We start from the raw sequence: 23024 nt of genomic DNA, 5'->3' as shown, positions 1-23024 counted from the left end.
AACGAACATATAAAAATTATAGACATAATAATTTAATAAGCCCGTCCAATAAGTAAAATAGTATCCAACTAATTCTATTAGTACAGAAAACCAAATTAAAATTACTAAAAATTTAGCTTTCTTACCAGGTAATTTATGCATCGAAATTAATCCGATGCAGCCTGATAACAAAGCTAAATAAATGATATAAGATCTTAAAAATTCAAACATAATTTTCTTAATATAATAAACTTGGCGGTCTTCCGATGTTTCCGTAATTCATTGGGTCAAGGCTTTGAATGTCAGATGACGATGCTTCCTGAACTAAAGCGAAACTTTGAATTTTTGCGGTGTTGTTTTCGACCTTTTTTCCTGTAGGAACCAAGAATAAAGTGGTTAATCCGGCTTTTTCGCCGTGCTTTTCATCGTCAGGATATACGCCAAAATAAAAACGTATGCCATCTACGTTGTATCCGTCTTTTGCTCCATGCGTTTTAATATAATCTATATAGCTTTCTAAAGCTTCTAATGAATACCAAATAGCATTTGCATCTTCTTTTTTAGCAGCTTTTCCGGTTAAGGATGCTGCTTTCTTATTGTTATAGTTAATGTTTAACTGCTTTGCAAATTCTTTAGTTATTAACTGATTCGGTTTTGCGGGTGGATTTTTCATAATTATTTAAAATTTAATTGGTTAATGGTTTAGTTTGCTGTATTTTTAATTGTTGATGGGACAAAATTATCTTAAACCCAAAAACGCTGCAAGGGGAAAAACACCCTTTTTTAGTTGGGTAAAATTATTTAAAAAAATGGGTTAAAGTGCTGTTTCATAATATTTTATAATGAAACAATTTTACATCGTCGATTTTGTGCATTAAAAACGACGATCAAAATGAGTAACCATTAATAAGTAATAACTAAATTTTTTAAATTATGTCACAACCAACACCCCTAGGTTATCCTCATGCAGGAGCCGGAACAGTAGAAATTCTTTTAGAGAAAGAAGATGGAGCAGATTTCGCAGTACTTTTTTCGCCAGATCCAAACAATATATTGTTAAGAGATGCCGGATTACCAATGCAGTTCTACTATTATCCAAAAGCCCCAAGGCTGGCAAAACATCCTGATGGAAGATTTAAATTTGCAATGCAGGTTTTTAAATCAGAAGGAGACTCTTCTACCGTAATAGGTGCAGAAGGTCTGGAAGAAGAAGCCGGAGCTTATACCACCTTAACAAGTACAATTGATTTACCAGAAGCTTTATTGAAAAAAGCAATCGATAAATTAAAAACGAAACTTCATACAAATTATAATAATCAGAGACAATCAAAACTTTTTGGGTTATTTTCTTATTTAAAAGGAGTTGATAGAGATTTTAATGAAACAAATGTAAGACCGATTCAATTAACAGAAAACACAATATCTATGCATGTTGTGGGCGAAAAATCACCAAATAATCCTTTTGGAGGTGCAAATCCGTGGACATTTAATATTCAGGGAGAAGGAGCAGGAACCACTTTTGGACTTGGAGACAATGCGCTTTCTGTACTTATGGGGCGCTATAGTGCTTCTTTGGTAAAAGATGCTTTAGAAACAGGAACCAATAACCTTGTAGTCGAAAATAAGATCAAATACAAAGGATATATGCCGACTACAACGATCAAAACAACCGTAGATGTTAAAAAAGTGCACACATATTTTTCGGCGAAAGCCAATGTGAGCTGGTCGTTTGTGGATGTAAATTGGGAAAGTGAATATGAAAAAATCCTGACTCAAGGCGGAATCGTTAGTGAAATTATTACTGATAACCAGTTTTCTAACGAAGAAAGAAAAAAAGTAGAAGAAGCACTTTTTCAAAAACAAAGAGATTTTGCTTTTCAATTGGTTCAGAAACAAATTTTTGACGCACCGGAAAAACAATTTACACCAGCATCAACGCCGGAAAAACCAGGAGGATTTTTTAGAATTCTTTTTGGCGCTGGAAGCGTTGGCGTGAGTTTGAAACATGGAACTCAAATTAGAGAAGTAAAATTTACAGATGAAATTAAATTCTCTGCCATTGAGGTTTTAGATTCAAAAATCAGTGGAAATCTGACTCCTTTGACTTTAAAATCAGGAGCAGAAGCAAAAGCAGAATTGAAAAAGTATATCACTGTAATTCAGTTAGACGAAGATTTCTCAAAAGTTCAGGTAATTGCTTCTTTAAACGGAGGTTTAATTAAACTGGACAAAGACAGTGATATTGTGAACGACAGCCCGGTAAGCCAGGTTTCTATTGAAGTTGGATATCCTGATTCTAAAGGTAAATTAATCTGGAAAAGCTCGGGAAGAATGATTGCTCCGGAAGGAACTCCTTATGTAAAAAATACCAGCAAATCTGGTAAGGAAATCGATGCGATTTTCCCGGCTACATGGAACGATAAATCGAAAGAAAAGAATGCTTTTGTGTTTGATTTTGTAAAAAATAACGGTTCTTCTAAAATTAAAGTAAGACAAGAAGTAATGTATGAAAAAGACAAGAGAATCAAGCTTAAAGATGTAACAAGAGAGTTTGAATTTGAAGGAACTAAAATCTTTGTGCCGCTTCCAATTCAAAACATGATCAATTACAATTTATCTACAGAAGAGCTTTACGATTGTGATACACTTGAAGTAACTTTAAAAGTCGATAAAATGTCGTCTAAAAAGTTCAAGTTTACTGTAGATAATTTTGAAGATGCCATTCCGTACAGAGCTTGGTATGAACTGGATTACACCATAAAACCAACAGAGTATAAAGTAAAATATACTTGCAGCGGTAAAATTGGCAAGAAAGCTAAGAAAGTGTCAATCTCAACAGATTATCAAAAAATTGATTATCTGGAAGGTGATGTTTTATTTGAAATTCCAACCGGAACTGCAGCTCAAAATGCTGATATCGAAAAAATCAGAGCTCCATTTATGGAATAATTTTTCTGAGACATTTTACAAAAGGGACATAATGTCCCTTTTGTTTTCTAAAAGTCACTAATCATTAAACCAAAACATCATGCCAGATTTAAACACATTCAAGCTCGAAGGAACAAAATTAGTTCCTATTAACAGATTTAATCTTGAGCCTGCAAAACCCAGCATTTCTTTCACTGCTGCAACCCTTAAAAAAGAAACGGACTTTAAAGTTATTGAACATCCTGTAATTCATTCGATTGAAATAAAACCTATAATAATTGGGTTTCCAATATTTGAAAGCTATTTTCCTTTAATACAAGAGGATAGCGCTATTACAGAGAATGCTTTCTTTAAGGATTATTTTAAAAATGATATTACCTTATTTTTTCCCCAAATTGAAATCGAGCCCAATAACGGAACCGTTTTTTATTATGAAAATGTGCCGGATAAGTCAGGAAATAAAGGTGGTCTTTCAGGAAAAGTAACATTGAAATACAGTATCAAAAATAAACCCCTGCAAGCCAATCAAAAAAGTATTGATTTAAACCTGAGAGAAGCCATTTTAAATTTAAAAGTCAAAAGTGATTTCGTTAAAGTAAACGGAATTGTAAATACAACAACTCAGGAAATTCAATTTGATTTGATTGATGAAGCCGTTAAAATTGCTTTTATAAATCTAGTATCCAATATTAATGACTTAAAGTGTAATATTGATTTATTTTTTGATTTTAAAGGGTATTCTAAAGTAAAACGAAATTTTCTATTTGCGAGAGATCTAACTGTTTTAAGAAGCCAAATAAGCACTAAAAAAGATTTGACAACAAAAACCACGCTTCAGCCAAAAGCAATGCTTATAAACAGTCCATTGCTCGTAAAAGCTGATATGGCAAGCAGAGTTGCGCCAAAAACGGTAATCTCAGAAATTCAAAGAGATAATAACATACGTGCAGACGTTCAGGAAGAATATGTAAAAAGCACTTTTCTGCTTAAAATCAACAAAACGTTGAGTTATCCTATTGGAACAATCCCTGTGGTTAGTTTATATAAAACAATTGGCGGCGGATTCACTACTATTCCTTTTAATTTAAACGAAGATTTTTCGCAGTTTAAGCAAATATTTGTTTCAGGGTTTAATTTTAGTAAACTGTCGATTTACAAATCAATGGTACAGCCTAATACATTTCTATTGATTTCAAAGATTTACAGTCTTTCCAAGGATTTAAATACGATGAAGCCTTGTATTTCGACGATTTTTCATGCTTATGAAGAAGGTACAGGAACATCCGAAGAAATATCAAAAATTAGTTTTCAGTTTGCCATTGGTCCAAGTTTATCTGATTTTGATTTGGCTAAATTGAAAATTGCTCTGCTTCAAAATAATTTTATAGAAGGAGACACAACGGATTATTTTGATAAGGTTCAATTCTTGTTTCCGAATGATATTGGGGCAGAATATGAAGTAAGTGGTAATTATTTCCTTCAACAGTCAGATATTACGATTGACGGAAAACACTTTTTGTTTAATCTTTCTACAGAAAATTTATCGGAAGCGAGTATTATGATTAATGCCTTAAACAATACGATAACGCAATACGCCAACATCAATTTCAAACATAAAGAAATAAAAGATACCAGTATTATTGAGTTGAATATCGAACAGACAATTGGCGAAATTATCGAAGTTTTGATTGACAATGCAGCTAAAAAAATCCAAATTAATAATCAGTCCATTTCGAATTGTAAACTCAACTCTATTTTATTGGTTTATAACCAAAATGCAACGTATTTAAACAGCACTTTTTTTAAAAATTATCCACAGTTAATAAGTAATGATATTAAGCTTTTAGATTTTACAGCTCTTAATCCGTCCACTTCAGGTGAATTGAAAAATGTATTTTTTGATTTTGAAAATATAGAAAACATAAGTTCTGAGTTTAGTCAGGTTGTTTCACAATCAACTAGTTATAACAGGTATGTTCAAGTGCAGATTAAAAGCCAGACTACGGTAACAACTAAAATAACGATTGAATTAACGGTTCAGGAAACGGGAAGTAAATTTACCGTGGAGCGCTTAAAAGCTGAATTTTCGACCCCAATATTATTCAACTTTATAATTAAAAACACACAGAATAATTCGACATTGATTTCTTATAAAGTCAATTATTTTGATAAAAATGACAATCTGATTGGTACCAAAAATGATGTTTTCGATTTTTCGAAAGCATCAATAATTACTATAAACAAAAAGTCATGAGAACGATAAAATCAGGAACAAAGTCAAGTGAGGTTTATTATTTAAATGAACTTCTTTCAAAATTAAACTACAATGTTGTGGTTTCAGATTATTTTGGAACAGCGACTGATACGGCGATTAAAGATTTTCAGTTAAACAACAATTTGGTTGTAGATGGAGTAGTGGGATTAAAAACCTGGTCAGCACTTTTAGCGAAGAACGGTAATTTATTTTCTTCTAATTCAAAACTGCTTTCAGAGCAAAATCTTATTGATTTTTCCAATCAGTTTAATCTGGAACTCGCCGTTGTAAAAGCAGTTAACGAAGTTGAAAGCAACGGAAAAGGTTTTTTGGTTGATGGAAGACCCAAGATTTTATTTGAAGGCCATATTTTTTGGAAACAACTCGAGAAAAGAAATATTGATCCGGGAATTTATGCTAATAGCTCAAATGGAAATATTTTGTTCGAAAGCTATAACAGAAGATATTATGTGGGCGGAGCCGAAGAATATAATCGTTTAGAAAAAGCGGCAAGTTTAGGTGCAGATAAGAATTTTAGAGACGCAGCATATTGTTCGGCTTCATGGGGCCTTTTTCAAATAATGGGATTCAATGCGGTGTCAATTGGTTATGAGAGCATTGACGAGTTTGTTGCTAAAATGAACGAGAATGAAGGCGAACATTTAAAAGCCTTTGGGATGTTCTTAGAAAAAAATAATCTGTTAGGGATTCTAAGAAGTAAAAACTGGGCATCATTTGCTTTAAAATACAACGGTCCGGCTTATAAAACCAATAAATACGACGAAAAATTAATGCGTGCGTATTTGAAATATTCTAAATGAAGTTTTTTTGTTTCAGTTTTCAAACTTCAAGTTTGTTGGTATGGTTAATTGTGATAACTATTAGTAATTAAGTTGTTTTAAGCTTTAAAACTCTTTGCGTAAATCTTAGCGAACTTTGCGGTGAAACTATGTTAAAAAGTCAAGAACCCGAAGTCTGAAACCTGAAACAAAAAAAACAAAACCCGACAGGTTTTAAAACCTGTCGGGTTTGAATATCTATAGATAAAACTATTATCTTAAGCTTGCGCCTAATTCAGTTTCAAAAGTCTGCTGTAATTTCGACATGATTTTATCGATTTGAGCATCCGTAAGTGTTTTTGTATTATCCTGAATCGTGAAACTCAAAGCATACGATTTCTTGCCTTCAGGAAGTTTACTTCCCTGATAAACATCAAATAAATTAATGTCTTTTAAAAGTGCTTTTTCAGTTTGTCTCGCCAAATTAAAGATACTTTCGTAAGTTATCTTATCGTCGATTAATAAAGCTAAATCTCTGCGGACTTCAGGATATTTAGGAATCTCAGTGTATTTAATTTTTCCGGTAATGATTTTAAGAACCAAATCCCAGTTAAAATCAGCATAATAAACATCCTGTTTAATTCCGAAATGCTTTAAGATTGATTTTTTAACCACTCCCATTTCAACCAATGTATCATTGTTATAGCAAATAGAAGTTCCTTCTGAGAAAATATCAGATTGAACCGGAGTATTCGAAATCTTTTCAATTCCCAAACGTGCTAAAACACCTTTTACATATCCTTTTAGTAAAAAGAAATCGGTTCCTTTTTGCGGCGATGTCCAGCTTTCTTTATTTCGGTTTCCTGAAATAGATAAAGTCAAATGTTTGTGCTCTTCGTATCCGTTAAGGTATTTATGATATGATTTTCCGAATTCAAATAATTTTAAATCTGAATTTCTTCTGTTTATATTATATGAAATTGCTTCTAAGGCAGAAAACAATAAAGACTGACGCATTGTAGATAAATCACTGCTTAAAGGATTTAACATCGTAACGTTGTGTTCTTCTTTTAAAGCAGTAGATAATTTAGCATACGCAGCTGTTGTTAAAGAGTTTGCCATCATTTCATGAAAACCTTGTGAGTTTAATTGAGAAGCGATAACATTTTGTACTTTATAATCTTCTGTTCTTGGAGAGTTGGCCACCGTTGCATTGAATTTTTTAGAAAACTCAATATTGTTGTAACCATAAACTCTTAGGATTTCCTCTATAACGTCAATTTCTCGCTGTACGTCAACACGGTATGCAGGAATTGTTAATCCTAAACCGGTATCAGAAACACTGTTTACCTTAATGTCTAAAGAAACTAATATTTTTTTGATTGTATCTTTTGGAATTTCCTGTCCGATGATTTTAGAAACGTGGCTGAAATTCAATAAAACCGAAAAATCTTCTACTTTTTTAGGGTATACTTCTACAACATCAGAAGTGATTTTTCCGCCCGCAACTTCCTGAATCAAAAGTGCAGCACGTTTTAAAGCATATTCAGTAATGGTTGGGTCAATTCCTCTTTCAAATCTAAAAGATGCATCCGTATTCAATTGATGTCTTTTGGCTGTTTTACGAACACTTACAGCATCAAAATAAGCACTTTCTAAGAAAATAGTTGTTGTTCCTTCAGAAACTCCTGATTTTTTTCCTCCAAAAACACCTGCAATACAAAGCGGTCCTTTTTCGTCGCAGATCATTAAATCTTCTGCATGTAACGTTCTTTCAACATCATCTAATGTTGTAAACTTAGTTCCTGCTGGTAATGTTTTAACGATTACTTTACCATTGATTTTTGCAGCATCAAAAGCATGAAGCGGCTGTCCTAATTCATGTAATACATAATTAGTAACGTCAACGATATTATTTTTTGGCGTTAAACCAATCGCTTTTAAACGATCTTGTAACCAGTTTGGAGATTCCTGAACTGTAATTCCTGAGATGGTTACACCGCAGTATCTTGGTGCCAAAGTTGGTTCTTCAACATTAACATCAATTTTAAGCGTACGCATATCTACTCTAAAATTACTTACAGACGGTGTGATCAATTCAATATTAACACCGCGTTGAAGCATTCCCGCTCTTAAATCACGAGCAGTTCCAAAATGACTCATTGCATCGGCACGGTTAGGTGTTAATCCAATTTCGAAAACCTCATCATTTACAATCTGGAAAACTTCAGAGGCAGGAGTACCCGGAACCAGGTTTTCATCCAAAACCATAATTCCGTCATGGCTTGTTCCAAGACCTAATTCATCCTCGGCACAAATCATTCCGTGACTGTCCTGTCCGCGGATTTTACCTTTTTTAATAGTAAACTCAGCGCCTTCCTGATCATATAAAATAGTTCCAATAGTAGCAACCGGTACTTTTTGCCCGGCGGCAACATTTGCAGCACCGCATACAATTTGTACAGGTGCTTCTAGACCAATATTTACAGTAGTAACTTTTAATCTGTCAGCATCAGGGTGTTTTTCACAAGTAAGTACATGTCCTACAACAACCCCTTCTAATCCGCCTTTAATAGACTGGTATTTCTCGACAACTTCAACTTCAAGACCTAAATCTGTCAATAGTTCAGAAGTTTGTTCAGATGTCCAATCAGTTTTAATAAACTGTTTTAACCAGTTGTAAGATATTTTCATGTTAGTTTTATTCTTTTTATGTGGATACAAATATAAGAATTGCGAATTGTAGTAAGAAAGAAATTATTTGGTTTTTTCTCACTGTATTTAATTTATGAAAAAGCTTACAGGAATAAGTATTTTGTATTTTTTGTATTAAAATTTTAATAAAAAAATATTAAAAGAAACTTATAAAACCAAAAGTGTAATATTTGTGCTATTAGATGAACGAAAAGTGCTATTCTCTTTCAGATTATGAAGGTAAATTTGAAATAAATCCAAAATTACTAATTATGAGCACAACCACACAAAGACCTGAATTTAAGGCAAAATACGACAATTACATCAATGGAAAATTTACAGCACCCGTTACAGGCGAGTATTTTGATGTAGTTTCTCCTATAGATGGAAAAGTTTTTACAAAAGCAGCACATTCTGGTAAAGAAGATCTTGAAAAAGCTGTAGATGCCGCGTACGAAGCGTTTAAAACTTGGGGAAAAACTTCAGTAACAGGGCGAAGTATTTTATTGAATAAGATTGCACAAAAAATCGAAGACAATTTAGAGTATATCGCAGCGGTTGAAACGATCGATAACGGAAAACCAATTCGTGAAACCCTTGCAGCCGATATTCCGCTGGCAATTGATCACTTCAGATATTTTGCCGGTGTAATCCGTGCCGAAGAAAGTTCAATTGCAGAGCTCGATTCGCAGACCGTTTCAATTGCTTTAAGCGAACCATTAGGTGTTGTAGCACAGATTATTCCGTGGAATTTCCCAATTTTAATGGCTGTCTGGAAAATTGCTCCGGCTCTTGCAGCAGGAAATACTATTGTTTTAAAACCAGCAGAAAGTACACCAATTTCTATAATGGTTTTAATGGAATTAATAGGAGATATTCTTCCTCCGGGAGTTTTAAATATTGTAAACGGCTTTGGTGCAGAGCTTGGGCGTTCGTTGGTTACAAACAAGAAAGTCGCTAAAGCCGCATTTACAGGTTCTACTACTACAGGACGTTTGGTAATGCAGTATGCGACTGAAAATATTATTCCGGTAACTTTAGAATTAGGCGGAAAATCACCAAATATTTTCTTCCCGTCTGTCGCAGATCATGATGACGATTTCTTCGATAAAGCCATTGAAGGCGCTGTATTGTTTGCTTTAAATCAAGGAGAAATTTGTACTTGTCCGTCAAGATTATTGATTCATCAAGATATTTATGACAAGTTTATTACTAAAGTGATCGAAAGAACAGAAGCCATTATTGCAGGAAATCCGTTAGACAAATCAACTATGATTGGGGCCCAGACTTCATTAGTTCAAAAAGAAAAAATCCTGTCATATATTAAATTAGGAAAAGAAGAAGGAGCAGAATTACTGACTGGAGGAGATGTTAACCATTTAGGAGGTGATCTTGAAGGCGGTTATTATATCAAACCTACTTTGTTTAAAGGACACAATAAAATGAGAATCTTCCAGGAAGAAATTTTTGGACCTGTTTTGGCAGTAACCACTTTTAAAACTACCGAAGAAGCAATCGAAATCGCAAATGATACTATGTACGGTTTAGGTGCAGGAGTATGGACACGTGATGCACACGAAATTTATCAGGTTCCAAGAGCGATTCAATCCGGCCGTGTCTGGATAAACCAATACCATTCTTATCCTGCGGGCGCACCGTTTGGAGGATATAAACAATCCGGAATTGGTCGTGAAAATCATAAAATGATGTTGAGTCAATATCGTCAGACCAAAAACATGCTGATTTCTTATGATAAAAAGAAATTAGGGTTCTTTTAAATAGTTATTATATTGGTTTAAAAGGTAAGTTTTCGGACTTGCCTTTTTTTAATTTAATCAAAAAAGGTTATGATAAAAAGGTTAGATGCAACAAAAGAAGCTATAGAATTAATACAAATTCTAAAAGAAAAACATGGTGATTTGATGTTTTACCAGGCAGGCGGATGTTGTGAAGGAACTCAGCCGCAATGTTTTGAAAAAGGAGGATATTACCAGCGAATGGGTGATGTATGTATTGGTGTTATTGAAGATACTGAATTTTGGGTCGATAAAGATTTATTCGAATATTGGAAACATGCACATTTTACTCTTAAAGTAATTGATGCTTTTGGTGTAGGAGGTTTTTCTTTGGAAACACCTTTAAAAAAGACTTTTCAAATTGAATATAGAATTTTTACAAATGAAGAAGAGAAGGATTTAGAACCTGTAAAGGTTTTTGATTGAAAGGGAGAGAGGTTCAAAGGTTCAGAGGTTTTTTTCTGTAGAGACGCATTTTGATGCGTCTTTTTTATTTTTTAAAATAAACAGACAAGTCTGTCTATTTGTTTTGAAAAACTATTATATTTGTATTCTAATTTATTGAAAATGCTGCCTAAAGAACGAATTTTAGAAAAGACTTTTACTTTATTTCATAAACAAGGATATAATGCTACGGGAATTAATCAAATTATTGAGGAAGCGAAAGTAGCCAAAGCCAGTTTTTATCAGCACTTTAAATCAAAAGAAGATTTGTGTGTTGCTTTTTTGAAGCAGCGTCATTCTTTTTGGTTTGATGAATTGAAGCAATTTACTTTAAATACAGAAGATTCAAATTCTAAAGTTTTATCCTCTTTTGATTTTTTGATTTTCATGAATGCAAAAGAAAACTTTAGAGGCTGCAGTTTCTTAAATATACTTTCGGAGATTCCACCTGATAATAGTAAAATACGCAGCGTTATTCAAAGTCATAAAAGTGATTTACGCAATTATTTTAGAGCTGTTTTAAAAGAGGAACAAGTTTCAGATCATGTGTATTTATTATTTGAAAGCTGTATAATCGAAAGTCAGTTGTTTAAATCAAACGAGTTAATAGAACAATCAAAAAAAATACTTCAAACTTTAATTTTAAAATAATGGAACAGAAATTACCATTGCCGCCTTTTACCTTAGAAACGGCAATAGAAAAAATTCAATTGGCAGAAGATGCCTGGAACAGTCAGGATCCGGAACGAGTTTCAAAAGCATATACAATAAACAGCGAATGGAGAAACAGAGATAAGTTCGTAAACGGACGTGAGGAGATTGTTCTTTTTTTAACCGAAAAATGGAAGAAAGAGAGAAATTACAAATTAAAAAAAGAATATTGGGCTCATACTGAAAATAGAATTGCCGTAAGATTTGAATATGAATATCAGGATATTAACGGAAACTGGTTCAGGGCTTACGGAAATGAGAACTGGGAATTTGATGCTAACGGTTTAATGCAAAAGAGATTTGCCAGTATTAATGACCTTCAAATAAAGGAAGAAGACAGGAAATTAGGATAAATTCTATGCCATAAATTAATTCATACTAGGCGGTTCCGGAATTTTTATCTTTCTCTTGATTTTTTTTACAACTAAAAGATAAAAAGTTATACCGCCTAAAATTATTAATAAAGCAATTTGAAGCTGTCCTAAACTATTGTTTTTACTGTACATAGCATTTGCACCTGCGAGTTTCGCTTTTCCTTCTTTAATCTGAATCTGAGATAAAGATTCTAAAGTTTTTAAAGCTTCGGTACTTGAACTGGCAATTTTATCCCAGTTTTTGTTTTCAACCTGTTTGTTGATTTCTTTACAGGAACTTAGAAAAGCATCAAAGTATTGTTTTTCTTTATTGGTCAAAACCGTTTTGGCATACAAATCATCAATAGTATGAATAATATCAAGGGTATGAATGATTTCATTTTTTTTGATATTATCGCTTAAATCCAGTTTTTCTGCTTCCGCTTTTATGAAATGTAATTGTTTGGAATATTGAAAAATATAATGCGCCACAACCAATCTGTCTTTATAAATCGCATTGATGTTTTCATTTACATTTTTAGAATTTTGGAGTGTATTAAAGTTCCCTAATAAAATGATGAGCATTACAATCAGCAATACAAAAGCCGCTTTGGTTTTATTGCTGTATTTTTTATGGTCTCTCATAATGCTTTAGTTTAAGAAATTGCTTTTCTCAAAGATAAAGATTTGTTTCTGACTTAGCAGTATTTAGATTTTGAAAATCATAATAGCATCATTTCGACGGAGGAGAGATCGCATTAGTATTTTCGTGTAGAAAGTCGCCAATCTTTGTCGATTCTCCAGTGCGATTTCTCCTTCGTCGAAATGACAATCTATGGGTAATAACAAGAGATGTATTATTTTAATATCAAATCTTCATCATTTGGTTTTCCTTTAAAAAACAAGAACTGCAATATAAGCGACAAGAAAATTGTTAAAATTGCACCAATGAAATTCAGCCATAAATAACCTAATTTTTCCTGACTATAAATCATGTAATAATAAATTACAAAAATGGTTAACTGGCTGATAATGGCACTGATAAACATTGGCTTTGCCTGAACTCTTTTTAGGTAAAAACCAACAAGGAAAATCCCCAGAACTGTTCCGTAAAAGATAGAACCAATGATGTTTACAAGCTGAATTAAATTCTCAAACAAAGTTCCTACGCAGGCGAAAAGTATGGCGATAATTCCCCAAAACAATGTAAAAAACTTAGTGGCATTAAGATAATGCTTCTCTGATTTTTCGGTTTTGAGATTTCTTTTGTAAATGTCTATTGCAGTTGTAGAGGCCAAAGCAGTTAATCCCGAAGCGGTTGACGACATGGCAGCAGAAAGAATTACCGCAAGCAGTAAACCAATTAATCCTCTTGGCAAATAATGCAGAATAAAATGAAAAAAGACATAATCTTTATCATTTGTTTCGCTGTTGCTGTCGGCTCTGGAAATGATTTCTTTGGCACGGTCGCGTAAATCTTTTTCTTTATTGGATAAATTCACTAATTCTTTTCTCAGAATCGGATTATCATAATCTTGATTTAACTGATCGATATATAAAAGGTTGATTACTTTTTTATCTTCGGAAAGTTTACTTAGTTTATTTTCTAAAGTATGATATTCTTCTTTGTAAATTGATTTTTCAATAACAATTTTATTATTCGGATTGAAGTTTAACGGAACCGGATTGAATTGGAAAAACACAAAAACCATAACTCCGGTAAGCAGAATAAAAAACTGCATAGGAACTTTTAAAAGTCCGTTCATGATTAATCCCATCTGACTTTCTGCAACTGATTTTCCGGATAAATATCTTCCAACCTGCGATTGATCTGTACCAAAATAGGCGAGGGCCAAGAAAAAACCTCCGGTAATACCGCTCCAAAAAGTATATTTTTCTTCGGGATCAAAAGAGAAATCTACGATATTCATTTTATCGTTTGCACCTGCAATATGCAAGGCACTTGTAAAAGTCATATCGTTTGGAAGATAATGTAAGATCAGAAAAAAGGTAATGAACATTCCTGACATGATTACAAACATCTGTTGTTTCTGTGTAACGTTTACGGCTTTTGTTCCTCCGGAAAATGTATAAATAATTACCATAACTCCAATGATGATGTTCATTACGGTAAGGTTCCATCCTAAAAGTGCCGACAAAATAATGGCCGGGGCATATATGGTAAGTCCCGTTCCTAATCCTCTTTGAACTAAGAATAGAATAGCGGCAAGTGAACGTGTTTTTACATCAAATCGTTTTTCCAGAAATTCATAGGCTGTAAAAACTTTGTTTTTATGATAAAGCGGAATAAAGGTCAAACAAATTACAATCATGGCAATTGGCAGTCCAAAATAGAATTGCACAAATCCCATTCCGTCATGATAAGCTTGTCCGGGTGTAGATAAAAAGGTAATGGCACTGGCCTGGGTTGCCATTACTGAAAGCCCAACGGTGTACCAAGGCGTTTCGTTGTTTCCTAAAATGAAATCTTCAACGTTTTTACTTCCTTTGGTTTTCCATGAACCATATCCAACAATGAATAAAAGGGTTACAATAAGTACGATCCAGTCAAATAGCTGCATAGGTTATGAATAAAATTGCATGATTAAGAAAAAAATCACAATATAAATTGCGTTAGCGACCAAAACGTAGGTGTAGCTTTTTTTCCATTTTTTTGTTTTTTTAGCTTCCATATTTTGAGTTTTATTGCTTTATATCTTGTTTTGGAGCTTCAATAGGTTGTTTTAGCGAAATGATATTCGATAGTAATTTGTATGCGCCAGAAACACCTTCGGGTAATTCTCTAAAGAAACTTAAGCCGGTATAGATGTAATACCCTTTTCCGTAAGGTGCAACTAATAAAGCTCCTTTTTTAGCCGATTCTCCTTTGTCATGTGATGAAATAATAGGAGTAAAGGCAGGATCAAATTCATCTGGATAATATAAACCTTGTTCTTGTGTCCAGCCTTCAAAATCTTTAGAAGTAATTTTGTTTGGCGTATTTAAAACCGGATGATTGGGTGCAAGAAATGTTACTTTAGCATTTTCCTCGGTTACACGGTCATTTGATAATTTTAACGGATAAGGTGCGATTTTATCAGTTACTAATTTCCCGTTTGTATTGTATTGTACGATCATGTTTTTACCGCTTTTTACAAAATTAAACAAGATGTTTTGTTTGTTAGCTAATGCATTTACGGTGTTGTAAGCACGAATTCCTGTAATAACAGTGCTGAATGAATCTAATTTTTCGGGAGTAATTTCTTCCGGTTTTAAAATAGAAACTTTATATCCCATTTGAATTAAACTTTCTGGTACTTCGTCGCCAGCGCCCATAATGTAAGCAATTGCATCACCAGAAGTTTTTAAATCGATTCTGATACATTTTGATTCAGCTGGTTTTAAAACCATTTGTTTGGTAATATGATTGAAATCAATAATAGTTTGATCTCTGTCAAAGCGTTTATTATCAACTGCAGCAATACTTTTTGCTGAAATTTCTTCAGGATTTATTGGAGGCGTAACTTCAAAATAGAAAATCTGTTCTGTTCCTTTTTTATCTAAAGAAAACGGAATTTGTTTTGGAGATACATTCCAGCTTTTTGGCAGTTCTAATTGTAAATTTCCTTTTAAATCGTCTTTTCCAGCGCGTACTTTTACTGGTACCATTTTACTTTTGGTATCTCTAAAAACCAATACTCTTTCTAAGATCGAAGTCGTAACTTCTGGAACAATATCCAGAAAATTATACATTTCGCCTTTTACACCGTCATTATATTTGTACACAACCGTACGCTCAAACGGAATTTCGACATTGTTTATTTTTACATTGAAAATTACTTTTACTTCTCTGATAATGTCTGGAATTCCAATATTTTGCTGATTTGAAACCGTATACATTCCAACAGTTGCTTTTTCTTTTAACCAATAAGGCTGTGTATATTCAATGTTATTTGGAAGTTGTATTTGCAGATTGATTCTTTGATCGTTATTGTCTTTTAAAATACTGTTTTGAACCGTAGTTTTATTGTCTGGCAATGTGGTAATGCTGGTCAATTCCATTCCAACAGCACATCTGTTAATGGCTTCTAAGCTTAATTTTACAATACTTCCAGGAGTAGCTTCCTGTTCGCTGGCAACGGCTTCAAGATATAAACCAGAACAAGAGGCAATACTATTTTTGATTGCTGCTAATTTCACATTTTTCCAATGTGTATCGTTTAAAGCTTCAATCATTGTATACGCTTTTACTAAATCTGGAATGCTGGCAGATGGATTGCTGAAGTTGTACTTATCAATAATCGTTGAAATTAAATCTCCAATTGGTTTTCCGTTTTTAACACGATTCCAGCTTGTATCAATTCCATCAAATAAATTATCGCGGTCTTTTGGACTTTCCCCATTAATAAGTTCAAGGTATTCCGTTTCTAAACCGCGAACTCCTGTACTTCCAAAACCTTGGGATTGATGACGGCTTCGGCTTAAAGCGGCAATTTCCTGATTTGATTTTCCTGTTCCTGTATAATAAACACCTGTTTCTAGTTTGGTAAACTTGGATTTATTAGCAGCATCGAATTTTTCCTGGCTTCCGTAAAACCACCAGGATGGGTTAAAAAACTGGCGTTTTACCTGCCACGGCGCAACATATTTAAGCTGTTCCGGATATATTTTAGGGTCATTTGTTAATTTAAAACTTTCGACGCTTAACATTGCAGATGATGTATGATGTCCATGGGTAGTTCCCGGCGAACGATGATCAAAACGATTGATGATAATGTCCGGCTGAAAATTTCTGATTGTCCAAACCACATCGGCAAGAACTTTATCTTTATCCCAGATTTGAAGTGTTTCATCCGGGTTTTTAGAAAAACCAAAATCGTTTGCTCTTGAAAAAAACTGTTCTCCGCCGTCTATTTTTCTAGCCTCAATTAATTCCTGAGTTCTAATAACTCCAAGTAATTCACGCAATTGTGAACCAATTAAGTTTTGTCCGCCGTCGCCTCTCGTTAAAGACAAATAACCAGTTCTGGCATGCATTTCATTAGCCAGATACGAAATCATACGTGTATTTTCGTCATCCGGATGCGCAGCAAGATACAATACAGAACCTAAAAAGTTTAATTTTTTAATCTGATTGTAAATTTCAACTGAATTTGGCTTTTGAGGCTGTTGTGCAAACGTGATTTGAAAACCTATAAAAAATAAAAGAAGAAATAAAACCTGTATTTTTCGCATGGCAGAGTTAGTTGTTTTTTTGAAATTGTTCCAAAAATACTAATTATTTTATGGAAGATTATTTAAATGAAATGTTAACGCACAATAATTGTACCTTAAATTTTAAGAATAAAACAAAAAAAGCTGCCAGAAATAAATCTGACAGCTTGTATCTGTTTAAATTGTAATGCGGTTTGACGCTTACAATTTATTTTAATTTATTTTCGGTGTCTCTGTAAGTTCCTGCAATTGTTACGTTACTTCCTTTAGTTACTTTTCCGTAGATAGTAATAGAAGAATCATTTCCAATGAAATTAATTTTAGCCCCGCTGTTTAATCTTAAATCTCCCCAAATTACAACTGAACCTTCAATTTGCAACACTGAATTACTGTTAATAACAAGTTCTGTTGGATTTGACTGCTGATATTTACCTTGAGATAAACTTCCTCTCATATTAAAAGTACCATTGCTGTTTAAAGTTAAGTTACTTAAAACTGAGATAGCACCACAATGTGTTAATGTCGCTCCAGAATTTACGATTACTGAATTTATTGAAGTGGCTCCTTGGTATGATTTGGTTTCATTTGAGTTTAAAACTAAATCTTTACCCTGATTGTAAATGCCATAAGATAAACAGCTTGCAAATGTAGTATTTGGTTTTTCCATCTTAATGATTTTCAAACCGCCTGTTCCGCTGGCCACATAGATATAGTTACCGCTTGATTTTACATAGTTTGAAGAACCCGCAATTCCTACAGAACCTAAGGCATTAAGCTGTGTTCCTGACTGGTAAACGTTAAGTCCTAATGCACCATTTGCAAGAAATGCATAACCATCGTTTATAGAAACGGCATTGGTCACATTATCTTCTCCTGCCGTTGCAATGGCAATAGTTTGTAATTTTGAACCACTGTTAATATCATAAACACCAAGACCATTTCGACCTTCAGAAACTAAAAGTTTAGTTCCGTCAATATCCATTGTTCTTTTTGCACCGCTTACATCTGTAGATGTTGAAAAGCTTTTTTGCAAAGCAAGTGTTGATTGATTGTAAATATTAACTCCTTTGGTTCCGCTTAGTGTCACAACTTTATCAGTTGTTAATGCAATCGAACGTAAATCTGCCATTGCAGTTTTTCCTGTAATTGCTTTTGTAGAAGTATTTATTTTAAATAAACTTCCGTTATCTCCAGTTACGGCAAAATAATTAGAAGCATTCGCTGCAACATCTGTAGTTACTCTGCTTTCTAAGTAATTAGTAGTTACTTTATCAGTTAATAATCCTGAGCTTAATGGCATGTTAAAAACGATGGCAGGGTTATTACCTAGTAACGGATCTTTATCTACATCTTTCGCAGCACCAATAATAAGGTTTCCGTTAGAGTAGGTAAGTGATGTGATATCTGTATTAGGAATTAAAGCAGATGTAACCAGTTTTGGTTTATAAGGATCTGAAACATCAATAACGTCGATTGCCCCAGAATAAACATCACCTCTTGTGATGTAAGAAACATAAGCATAGTTTCCGTTAACGGTAACATGACTTGCCTGCAATGTTTTTCCGTTTGCATCTACCGGCGGTTTTACTTCGGCAATCTGAACTAAAGGAAAAGTTGTAACGGTATTTTCGGCAGTTTTGCCTGTTAAAGAACCGTTTTCGATAGCAACTACTCCTGAGTTAGTGTAATCAAGTCTTTGATTTAAAGTGTTTTGATCAGAAGTAATGGTAATGTTGTTTAACGATTGGTTGTCGTTTTTGTTGTCATCACTGTTATCGCATGAAATTAAAAGTGATAGAGTTAAAAATGAAAATAAATAAATATTCTTTTTCATAATTGAGTTTTTGGATTTGAAATTCGCTGCAAATGTATGTTATAAATAGAATAAAACAAGATTATTTTGTTAATAAATAGCTTAAAATCATCGTGTTAAGATATTTATGTGAATAATGCACTGTTTTAACTAAAGTTATTGAAAAAAATAGTTAAAAAAAAGAGAGTATCAATAATTTTGATACTCTCTTGTATTGAATCATCAGCATTCAATATTATCTTCTTCCACGGCCTTCATGTCTGTCATCATCACGATCATGTCTATCGTGTTTTCCGTGGTGTTTATCATGTTTGTCATGATGTTTGTAATCTCTGTGATCATGACGGCGATCATTATATCCGTAAACCGGTCTTGGTTTGTAAGGTCTTTGCGGTGTACCGTGGTATCCTCTGTAATATTTTACTTTATGGCGGTCAAAGTAAGTATAAGGAGTTCTTCCGTGGTAATCTGTTAAAACTACTTTGTATCCTCCGTATAAATCATAGTTTCTGTATTGTCTTGGTAAATAAGTTGTTCTAACCCATTTTCCTCTTCCGTAATAGATGAATTGAGATGCACGTACATCATAATAAGCTTCAATATCTGGAAGATAATAATATTCCATTTCAGAATATCCTGCAGGTCCCCACGCTGGAGGTGTTCCTATATTAACGTTAATCGACACCTGAGCTTGTGCGGCATTTGCAACCAAAAGAAATAATCCGGCGATTGCTATCTTTATTGTTTTCATCTTTTCTAAAGTTTAAATGTTAATCTTGTTTAGAGATTTTCATATACCGTGCCAAAAATAAAAAACGATTGTATTTTGTCGAATAAAATATGTTTTTTAACGAGTAAAATAAAGGTGAGTTTTATGCAAAATATTGATTTTTAAAGTCTTAAAAAAAGAGAAAAAAAATCCAAAATAAGCAGCATTATTTATATTCTACGGTTTTTGGTTTTGCGAGTTCAAAACTTTGCAATCCATAATCAGTAGTTTCAAAAGTATTGGTTTTGAAAACATTATCACCCTGAAAAGGTATACTTGGATAATATGACAGTGACAGCTGAAATGAACTGAAAACTAAGTAGTCATTACTAATTAATAAACCTAAAGTAACTTTTGAATAGGATTTGCTGTCAAACATAGCATTATTAGGGCTTCCTAAAAACGCAATCGAATAATTAAAAAATGGATTTAAACGGAATCCCCAAAGAGCATATGGCGAATACGTTTGGGTTTGTAATGATAAAACTGTTTTACTTGTTCCGTATAAAGCACTATTAAATCCGGCCAGACCGTTTTGTTCATTTATATTAAGCTGATCTCCTATAATATCTTCATGATTGGCACCAACTACCACTTTTGGGTTTATAAACTGCCTTAATTTCCAATTTCCAAGATTATAAAGTTTTGTAAAATAATTGGCTTCAAACAAATATGATGTTTGATAGGTTTTTGACTGATGTAAATAGGTTCCCATTTCAAAATTCATACTTAAGAATCCAAAACGATAATAATTTCCAAAAGAAAACTGTGCACCGGCATACGGTCTCCACATAGAATTTTTGTATTGATATCCTAAAGTAATTCCGTAAATTCTTCCAATAGGAACGTCTTCTATTTGCCCATTTCTAAAAATATAACTGTCTTTGATAAACTTACGTCTGTTAAGCCCAATTCCCATTAAAAGAAGTTTTTCATCTGAATAGAATTTTGTTGGATCATGCAAAGAATCAGGCGATTCAGTATAATTGACATTTAAAAAACGGGCAGATGTAATTAAATTGGTTATGGCTTCATTATCATCTTCATATACTTTTGTGGCTTTGCCCACCCATAAATCCTGAAAATTATTTTTAAAAGTTTGAAACGCAAAAGATTGATCGGGTGCCTGCAAAGTGTCTTTTCTAAAATTCTGGCCTACAAAAACACCGCCTGCCCATTTAGTTAAAGGCGAATAGAAATCTCTCTCGATATCTATACTTTTAGTATAATTGTTATCGAGGTCCATATTGTAATGAAGTACAGTTGAGATATAGGTATTTTTTATGTTTGGAACTGTATAGGTTATATCGTTACCGTTTGCTCCATCATCAAATCTATTTGTAAAACTATATTCTAACTGCTGTCCTGATCCAAAAAAATCTTTTTCTTTAAATCCCACAGAAACTCTGTTGCTGGATATTGAAAACTTCGGAATGGTGCTCCATGAATCTAAAACGCGGATGGTAACATCAACAGAATCAGAAGCAGCACCTGCCAGTTCATGAGTAATCCTTACTGCAGTGACATATCTTTGTGCACGAATCAAACGTTCAGATTCCTGTACCTTATAAGTATCGTAGGGAACATTTCTTTTAAATAAAAGAAGATTATAGATCGCTATTTTTTTAGTTTTTAAATGCAGCCTGTTTCCGGTTCTTTCTCCCCAGTTTTTAGGTTGTACAGTTGTATCTGTAATAGAATAGCCAAAAGGATCCAGCGTAATAACATTTATATTACGAATAATTTTACCTTCATAATTTTGAGAATCAGTAGGTATAATAATTTCCTTTTTTTTAGCTCTTTTTGTTCTAAAAAGAAGCTTATGCAGGGTTTGCGTAAACTTATTTTTTTTAGAATAGTTTTTTATTTTAGTATAAATCTCGGTACTGTCTTTTTTAGGAGAACTTTCTTTTTTTGTTTTATCTGTCTGAGCATATATGCTTTGAAAACAAAAGCATAAGGAAATAAAAACAATTATTTTTTTATTTAGTAACATTCAGATCAATTTAAAACTTTATTTTAAGGCTGATTATTCTATGAATTTAAGATAAATAATACAAATAATTCATAATTCAACAGATTTTATTCTTGTACTTTGGCTCTTCGAACTCGCCATGCAAATTTTCTCGGCATATGGTTTCCCATTAAATATCCCCAGGGTTCAAGAGATTCGATTCTGTCAAAAATGATTTTTAATATCGCTAAAAGCGGTATTGCGAGAAACATTCCGGCAATTCCTGCAGCAGCTCCGCCCACAATAATTCCCATAATAGAAACGAAGGCATTTATTTCGACTTTTGAATTTATAATTAAAGGAACAAGCAGGTTGTTATCAATCAGCTGAACAATTACATTTACAATTAAAATTCCTGTAATTACTGAGATTTCTCCAGAACCTGTCAACGAAGCCAAAACTGTTATTATACCTGCAATTAAAATTCCGATGTAAGGAACCAGATTTAAAATTCCGGTTATCAAACCTAATAAAATGAAATATTTAATCCCAATAATCCATAATCCTAAACTTGTAAGGACAGAAACAACAATCATTTCGATAATTAAACTCACAATATAATTGTTGATCGAAACTTTGATTTGTGAAAGGATATCTTTTAAAACAGAATGGTTTTCTTTACTTATAAGTTTTGCTAAAAACAATTTAAAATGCTCTTTATAGATTAAGAAAAGAAACGTATAAATTACAATAATAGTACTGTCTAAAACTACATCACTTATTGATATTATAGCTGAACCTAAAGTTGCATTTCCGTTTTTAACAGAGTCTTTTGTAACTGTATCAAGATATTTTTTTTGTTCGCCAATACTTACCTGGAAATTTTCCTTGATAAATTTGTGAATTTCAATTATAAAAGAGTTTGCATTCTTTTTAATTGTATCAAAATCATTCGCCATATTGGTAACCTGATAGGATATAAAGACTAGAATGCCTACAATAAAGGAGAGAAAAATTAATACACAAACAATTGCTGCTAAATGCCTTGGAAACTTAAATTTTGTATTTAAAAAAGTAAAAATGGGAAGCAGTAAAACAGCAAACAAAAAGGCTAATAAGACCGGAGTAAATATGTCTTTGGCAATGCAGAATATATATGCAAACGAAATTAAGCTTACTAATATGCAGGCAAGTTTTGCATAAAACGGCAACTTTAGAGGTTGAGTCATTTTTTGGTGAAATTTTATAAATAAATGTATAGTTGGTTAAGCAAATATTATAATATAATTAAATTATAACGTTCCAGCTTTTTCTATATACTTTATAAAATTCCCAT

The 23024-nt window shown here is 33.0% G+C and carries 16 protein-coding genes; 7 read left to right on the top strand and 9 right to left on the bottom strand.

Annotation, left to right across the window (positions count from 1 at the left end; all coding sequences use genetic code 11):
• Window positions 1–217 precede the first annotated feature (217 nt).
• Window positions 218–652, bottom strand: a complete 435-nt coding sequence (locus L1276_RS01245; protein ID WP_253784658.1) for a hypothetical protein — start codon at window positions 650–652, stop codon at window positions 218–220.
• 260 nt (window positions 653–912) lie between these two features.
• Between L1276_RS01245 and L1276_RS01240 the strand changes: the two genes are divergently transcribed.
• The 3 genes from L1276_RS01240 to L1276_RS01230 all read left to right on the top strand — a co-directional run bounded on the left by L1276_RS01240 (window position 913) and on the right by L1276_RS01230 (window position 5982).
• Window positions 913–2928, top strand: coding sequence for a hypothetical protein (locus L1276_RS01240; RefSeq protein ID WP_253784656.1), 2016 nt, complete (start codon window positions 913–915; stop codon window positions 2926–2928).
• Window positions 2929–3007: 79 nt separating this feature from the next.
• Complete coding sequence (locus tag L1276_RS01235; RefSeq protein ID WP_253784654.1) at window positions 3008–5161, top strand: hypothetical protein; 2154 nt, start codon at window positions 3008–3010, stop codon at window positions 5159–5161.
• Window positions 5158–5982 (top strand): N-acetylmuramidase family protein, encoded by an 825-nt coding sequence (locus L1276_RS01230; RefSeq protein WP_253784652.1) that lies wholly within the window; start codon window positions 5158–5160, stop codon window positions 5980–5982. The genes L1276_RS01235 and L1276_RS01230 overlap by 4 nt, the downstream gene beginning before the upstream one ends.
• A 231-nt stretch (window positions 5983–6213) precedes the next feature.
• On the opposite strand, the gene pheT is transcribed toward L1276_RS01230, so the two are convergent.
• Entirely contained in the window at window positions 6214–8634 is a 2421-nt protein-coding gene (pheT, locus tag L1276_RS01225) for a phenylalanine--tRNA ligase subunit beta (RefSeq protein ID WP_253784649.1), read from the bottom strand.
• Window positions 8635–8906: 272 nt separating this feature from the next.
• On the opposite strand from pheT, the gene L1276_RS01220 reads away from it, so the two are divergent.
• From L1276_RS01220 to L1276_RS01205, 4 genes are all read left to right on the top strand, one after another.
• Complete coding sequence (locus L1276_RS01220) at window positions 8907–10412, top strand: aldehyde dehydrogenase family protein (protein ID WP_253784647.1); 1506 nt, start codon at window positions 8907–8909, stop codon at window positions 10410–10412.
• Window positions 10413–10481: 69 nt separating this feature from the next.
• The gene (locus L1276_RS01215) at window positions 10482–10856 is read left to right on the top strand and encodes a DUF779 domain-containing protein (protein ID WP_253784645.1); all 375 of its coding nucleotides are present in this window, start codon (window positions 10482–10484) and stop codon (window positions 10854–10856) included.
• A 141-nt stretch (window positions 10857–10997) separates the two neighbouring features.
• On the top strand, window positions 10998–11525 hold the full coding sequence (locus L1276_RS01210) for a TetR/AcrR family transcriptional regulator (protein WP_253784643.1): 528 nt from the start codon (window positions 10998–11000) through the stop codon (window positions 11523–11525).
• Entirely contained in the window at window positions 11525–11938 is a 414-nt protein-coding gene (locus tag L1276_RS01205; protein ID WP_253784641.1) for a nuclear transport factor 2 family protein, read from the top strand. Before L1276_RS01210 ends, L1276_RS01205 begins: the two co-directional genes overlap by 1 nt.
• 15 nt (window positions 11939–11953) lie before the next feature.
• Here the strand turns inward: L1276_RS01205 and L1276_RS01200 are convergent, their stop codons facing one another.
• The 7 genes from L1276_RS01200 to L1276_RS01170 all read right to left on the bottom strand — a co-directional run bounded on the left by L1276_RS01200 (window position 11954) and on the right by L1276_RS01170 (window position 22917).
• A complete protein-coding gene (locus L1276_RS01200; RefSeq protein WP_253784638.1) occupies window positions 11954–12583 on the bottom strand; it encodes an MCP four helix bundle domain-containing protein in 630 nt (209 codons plus the stop codon).
• A 212-nt stretch (window positions 12584–12795) separates the two neighbouring features.
• Complete coding sequence (locus tag L1276_RS01195; RefSeq protein ID WP_253784636.1) at window positions 12796–14520, bottom strand: sodium:solute symporter; 1725 nt, start codon at window positions 14518–14520, stop codon at window positions 12796–12798.
• Between the two features lie 121 nt (window positions 14521–14641).
• Window positions 14642–17173 (bottom strand): PIG-L family deacetylase, encoded by a 2532-nt coding sequence (locus L1276_RS01190; RefSeq protein WP_253784634.1) that lies wholly within the window; start codon window positions 17171–17173, stop codon window positions 14642–14644.
• A gap of 187 nt (window positions 17174–17360) precedes the next feature.
• On the bottom strand, window positions 17361–18986 hold the full coding sequence (locus tag L1276_RS01185; RefSeq protein ID WP_253784632.1) for a hypothetical protein: 1626 nt from the start codon (window positions 18984–18986) through the stop codon (window positions 17361–17363).
• Window positions 18987–19200: 214 nt separating this feature from the next.
• Window positions 19201–19716: a hypothetical protein gene (locus L1276_RS01180; protein ID WP_253784630.1), complete on the bottom strand. Its 516-nt coding sequence runs from the start codon at window positions 19714–19716 to the stop codon at window positions 19201–19203.
• A gap of 184 nt (window positions 19717–19900) precedes the next feature.
• Window positions 19901–21730 carry a hypothetical protein gene (locus L1276_RS01175; RefSeq protein WP_253784628.1) on the bottom strand — a complete coding sequence of 610 codons (1830 nt, stop codon included), beginning with the start codon at window positions 21728–21730 and terminating at the stop codon, window positions 19901–19903.
• An 86-nt stretch (window positions 21731–21816) separates the two neighbouring features.
• The gene (locus L1276_RS01170; protein ID WP_253784626.1) at window positions 21817–22917 is read right to left on the bottom strand and encodes an AI-2E family transporter; all 1101 of its coding nucleotides are present in this window, start codon (window positions 22915–22917) and stop codon (window positions 21817–21819) included.
• Window positions 22918–23024 lie beyond the last annotated feature (107 nt).

The sequence above is a fragment of the Flavobacterium sp. HSC-32F16 genome (assembly GCF_024171645.1).
Taxonomy (GTDB): Bacteria; Bacteroidota; Bacteroidia; order Flavobacteriales; family Flavobacteriaceae; genus Flavobacterium.
Note: the sequence above shows the minus strand (reverse complement) of the source record. Positions and strands in the feature narration are given on the sequence as shown.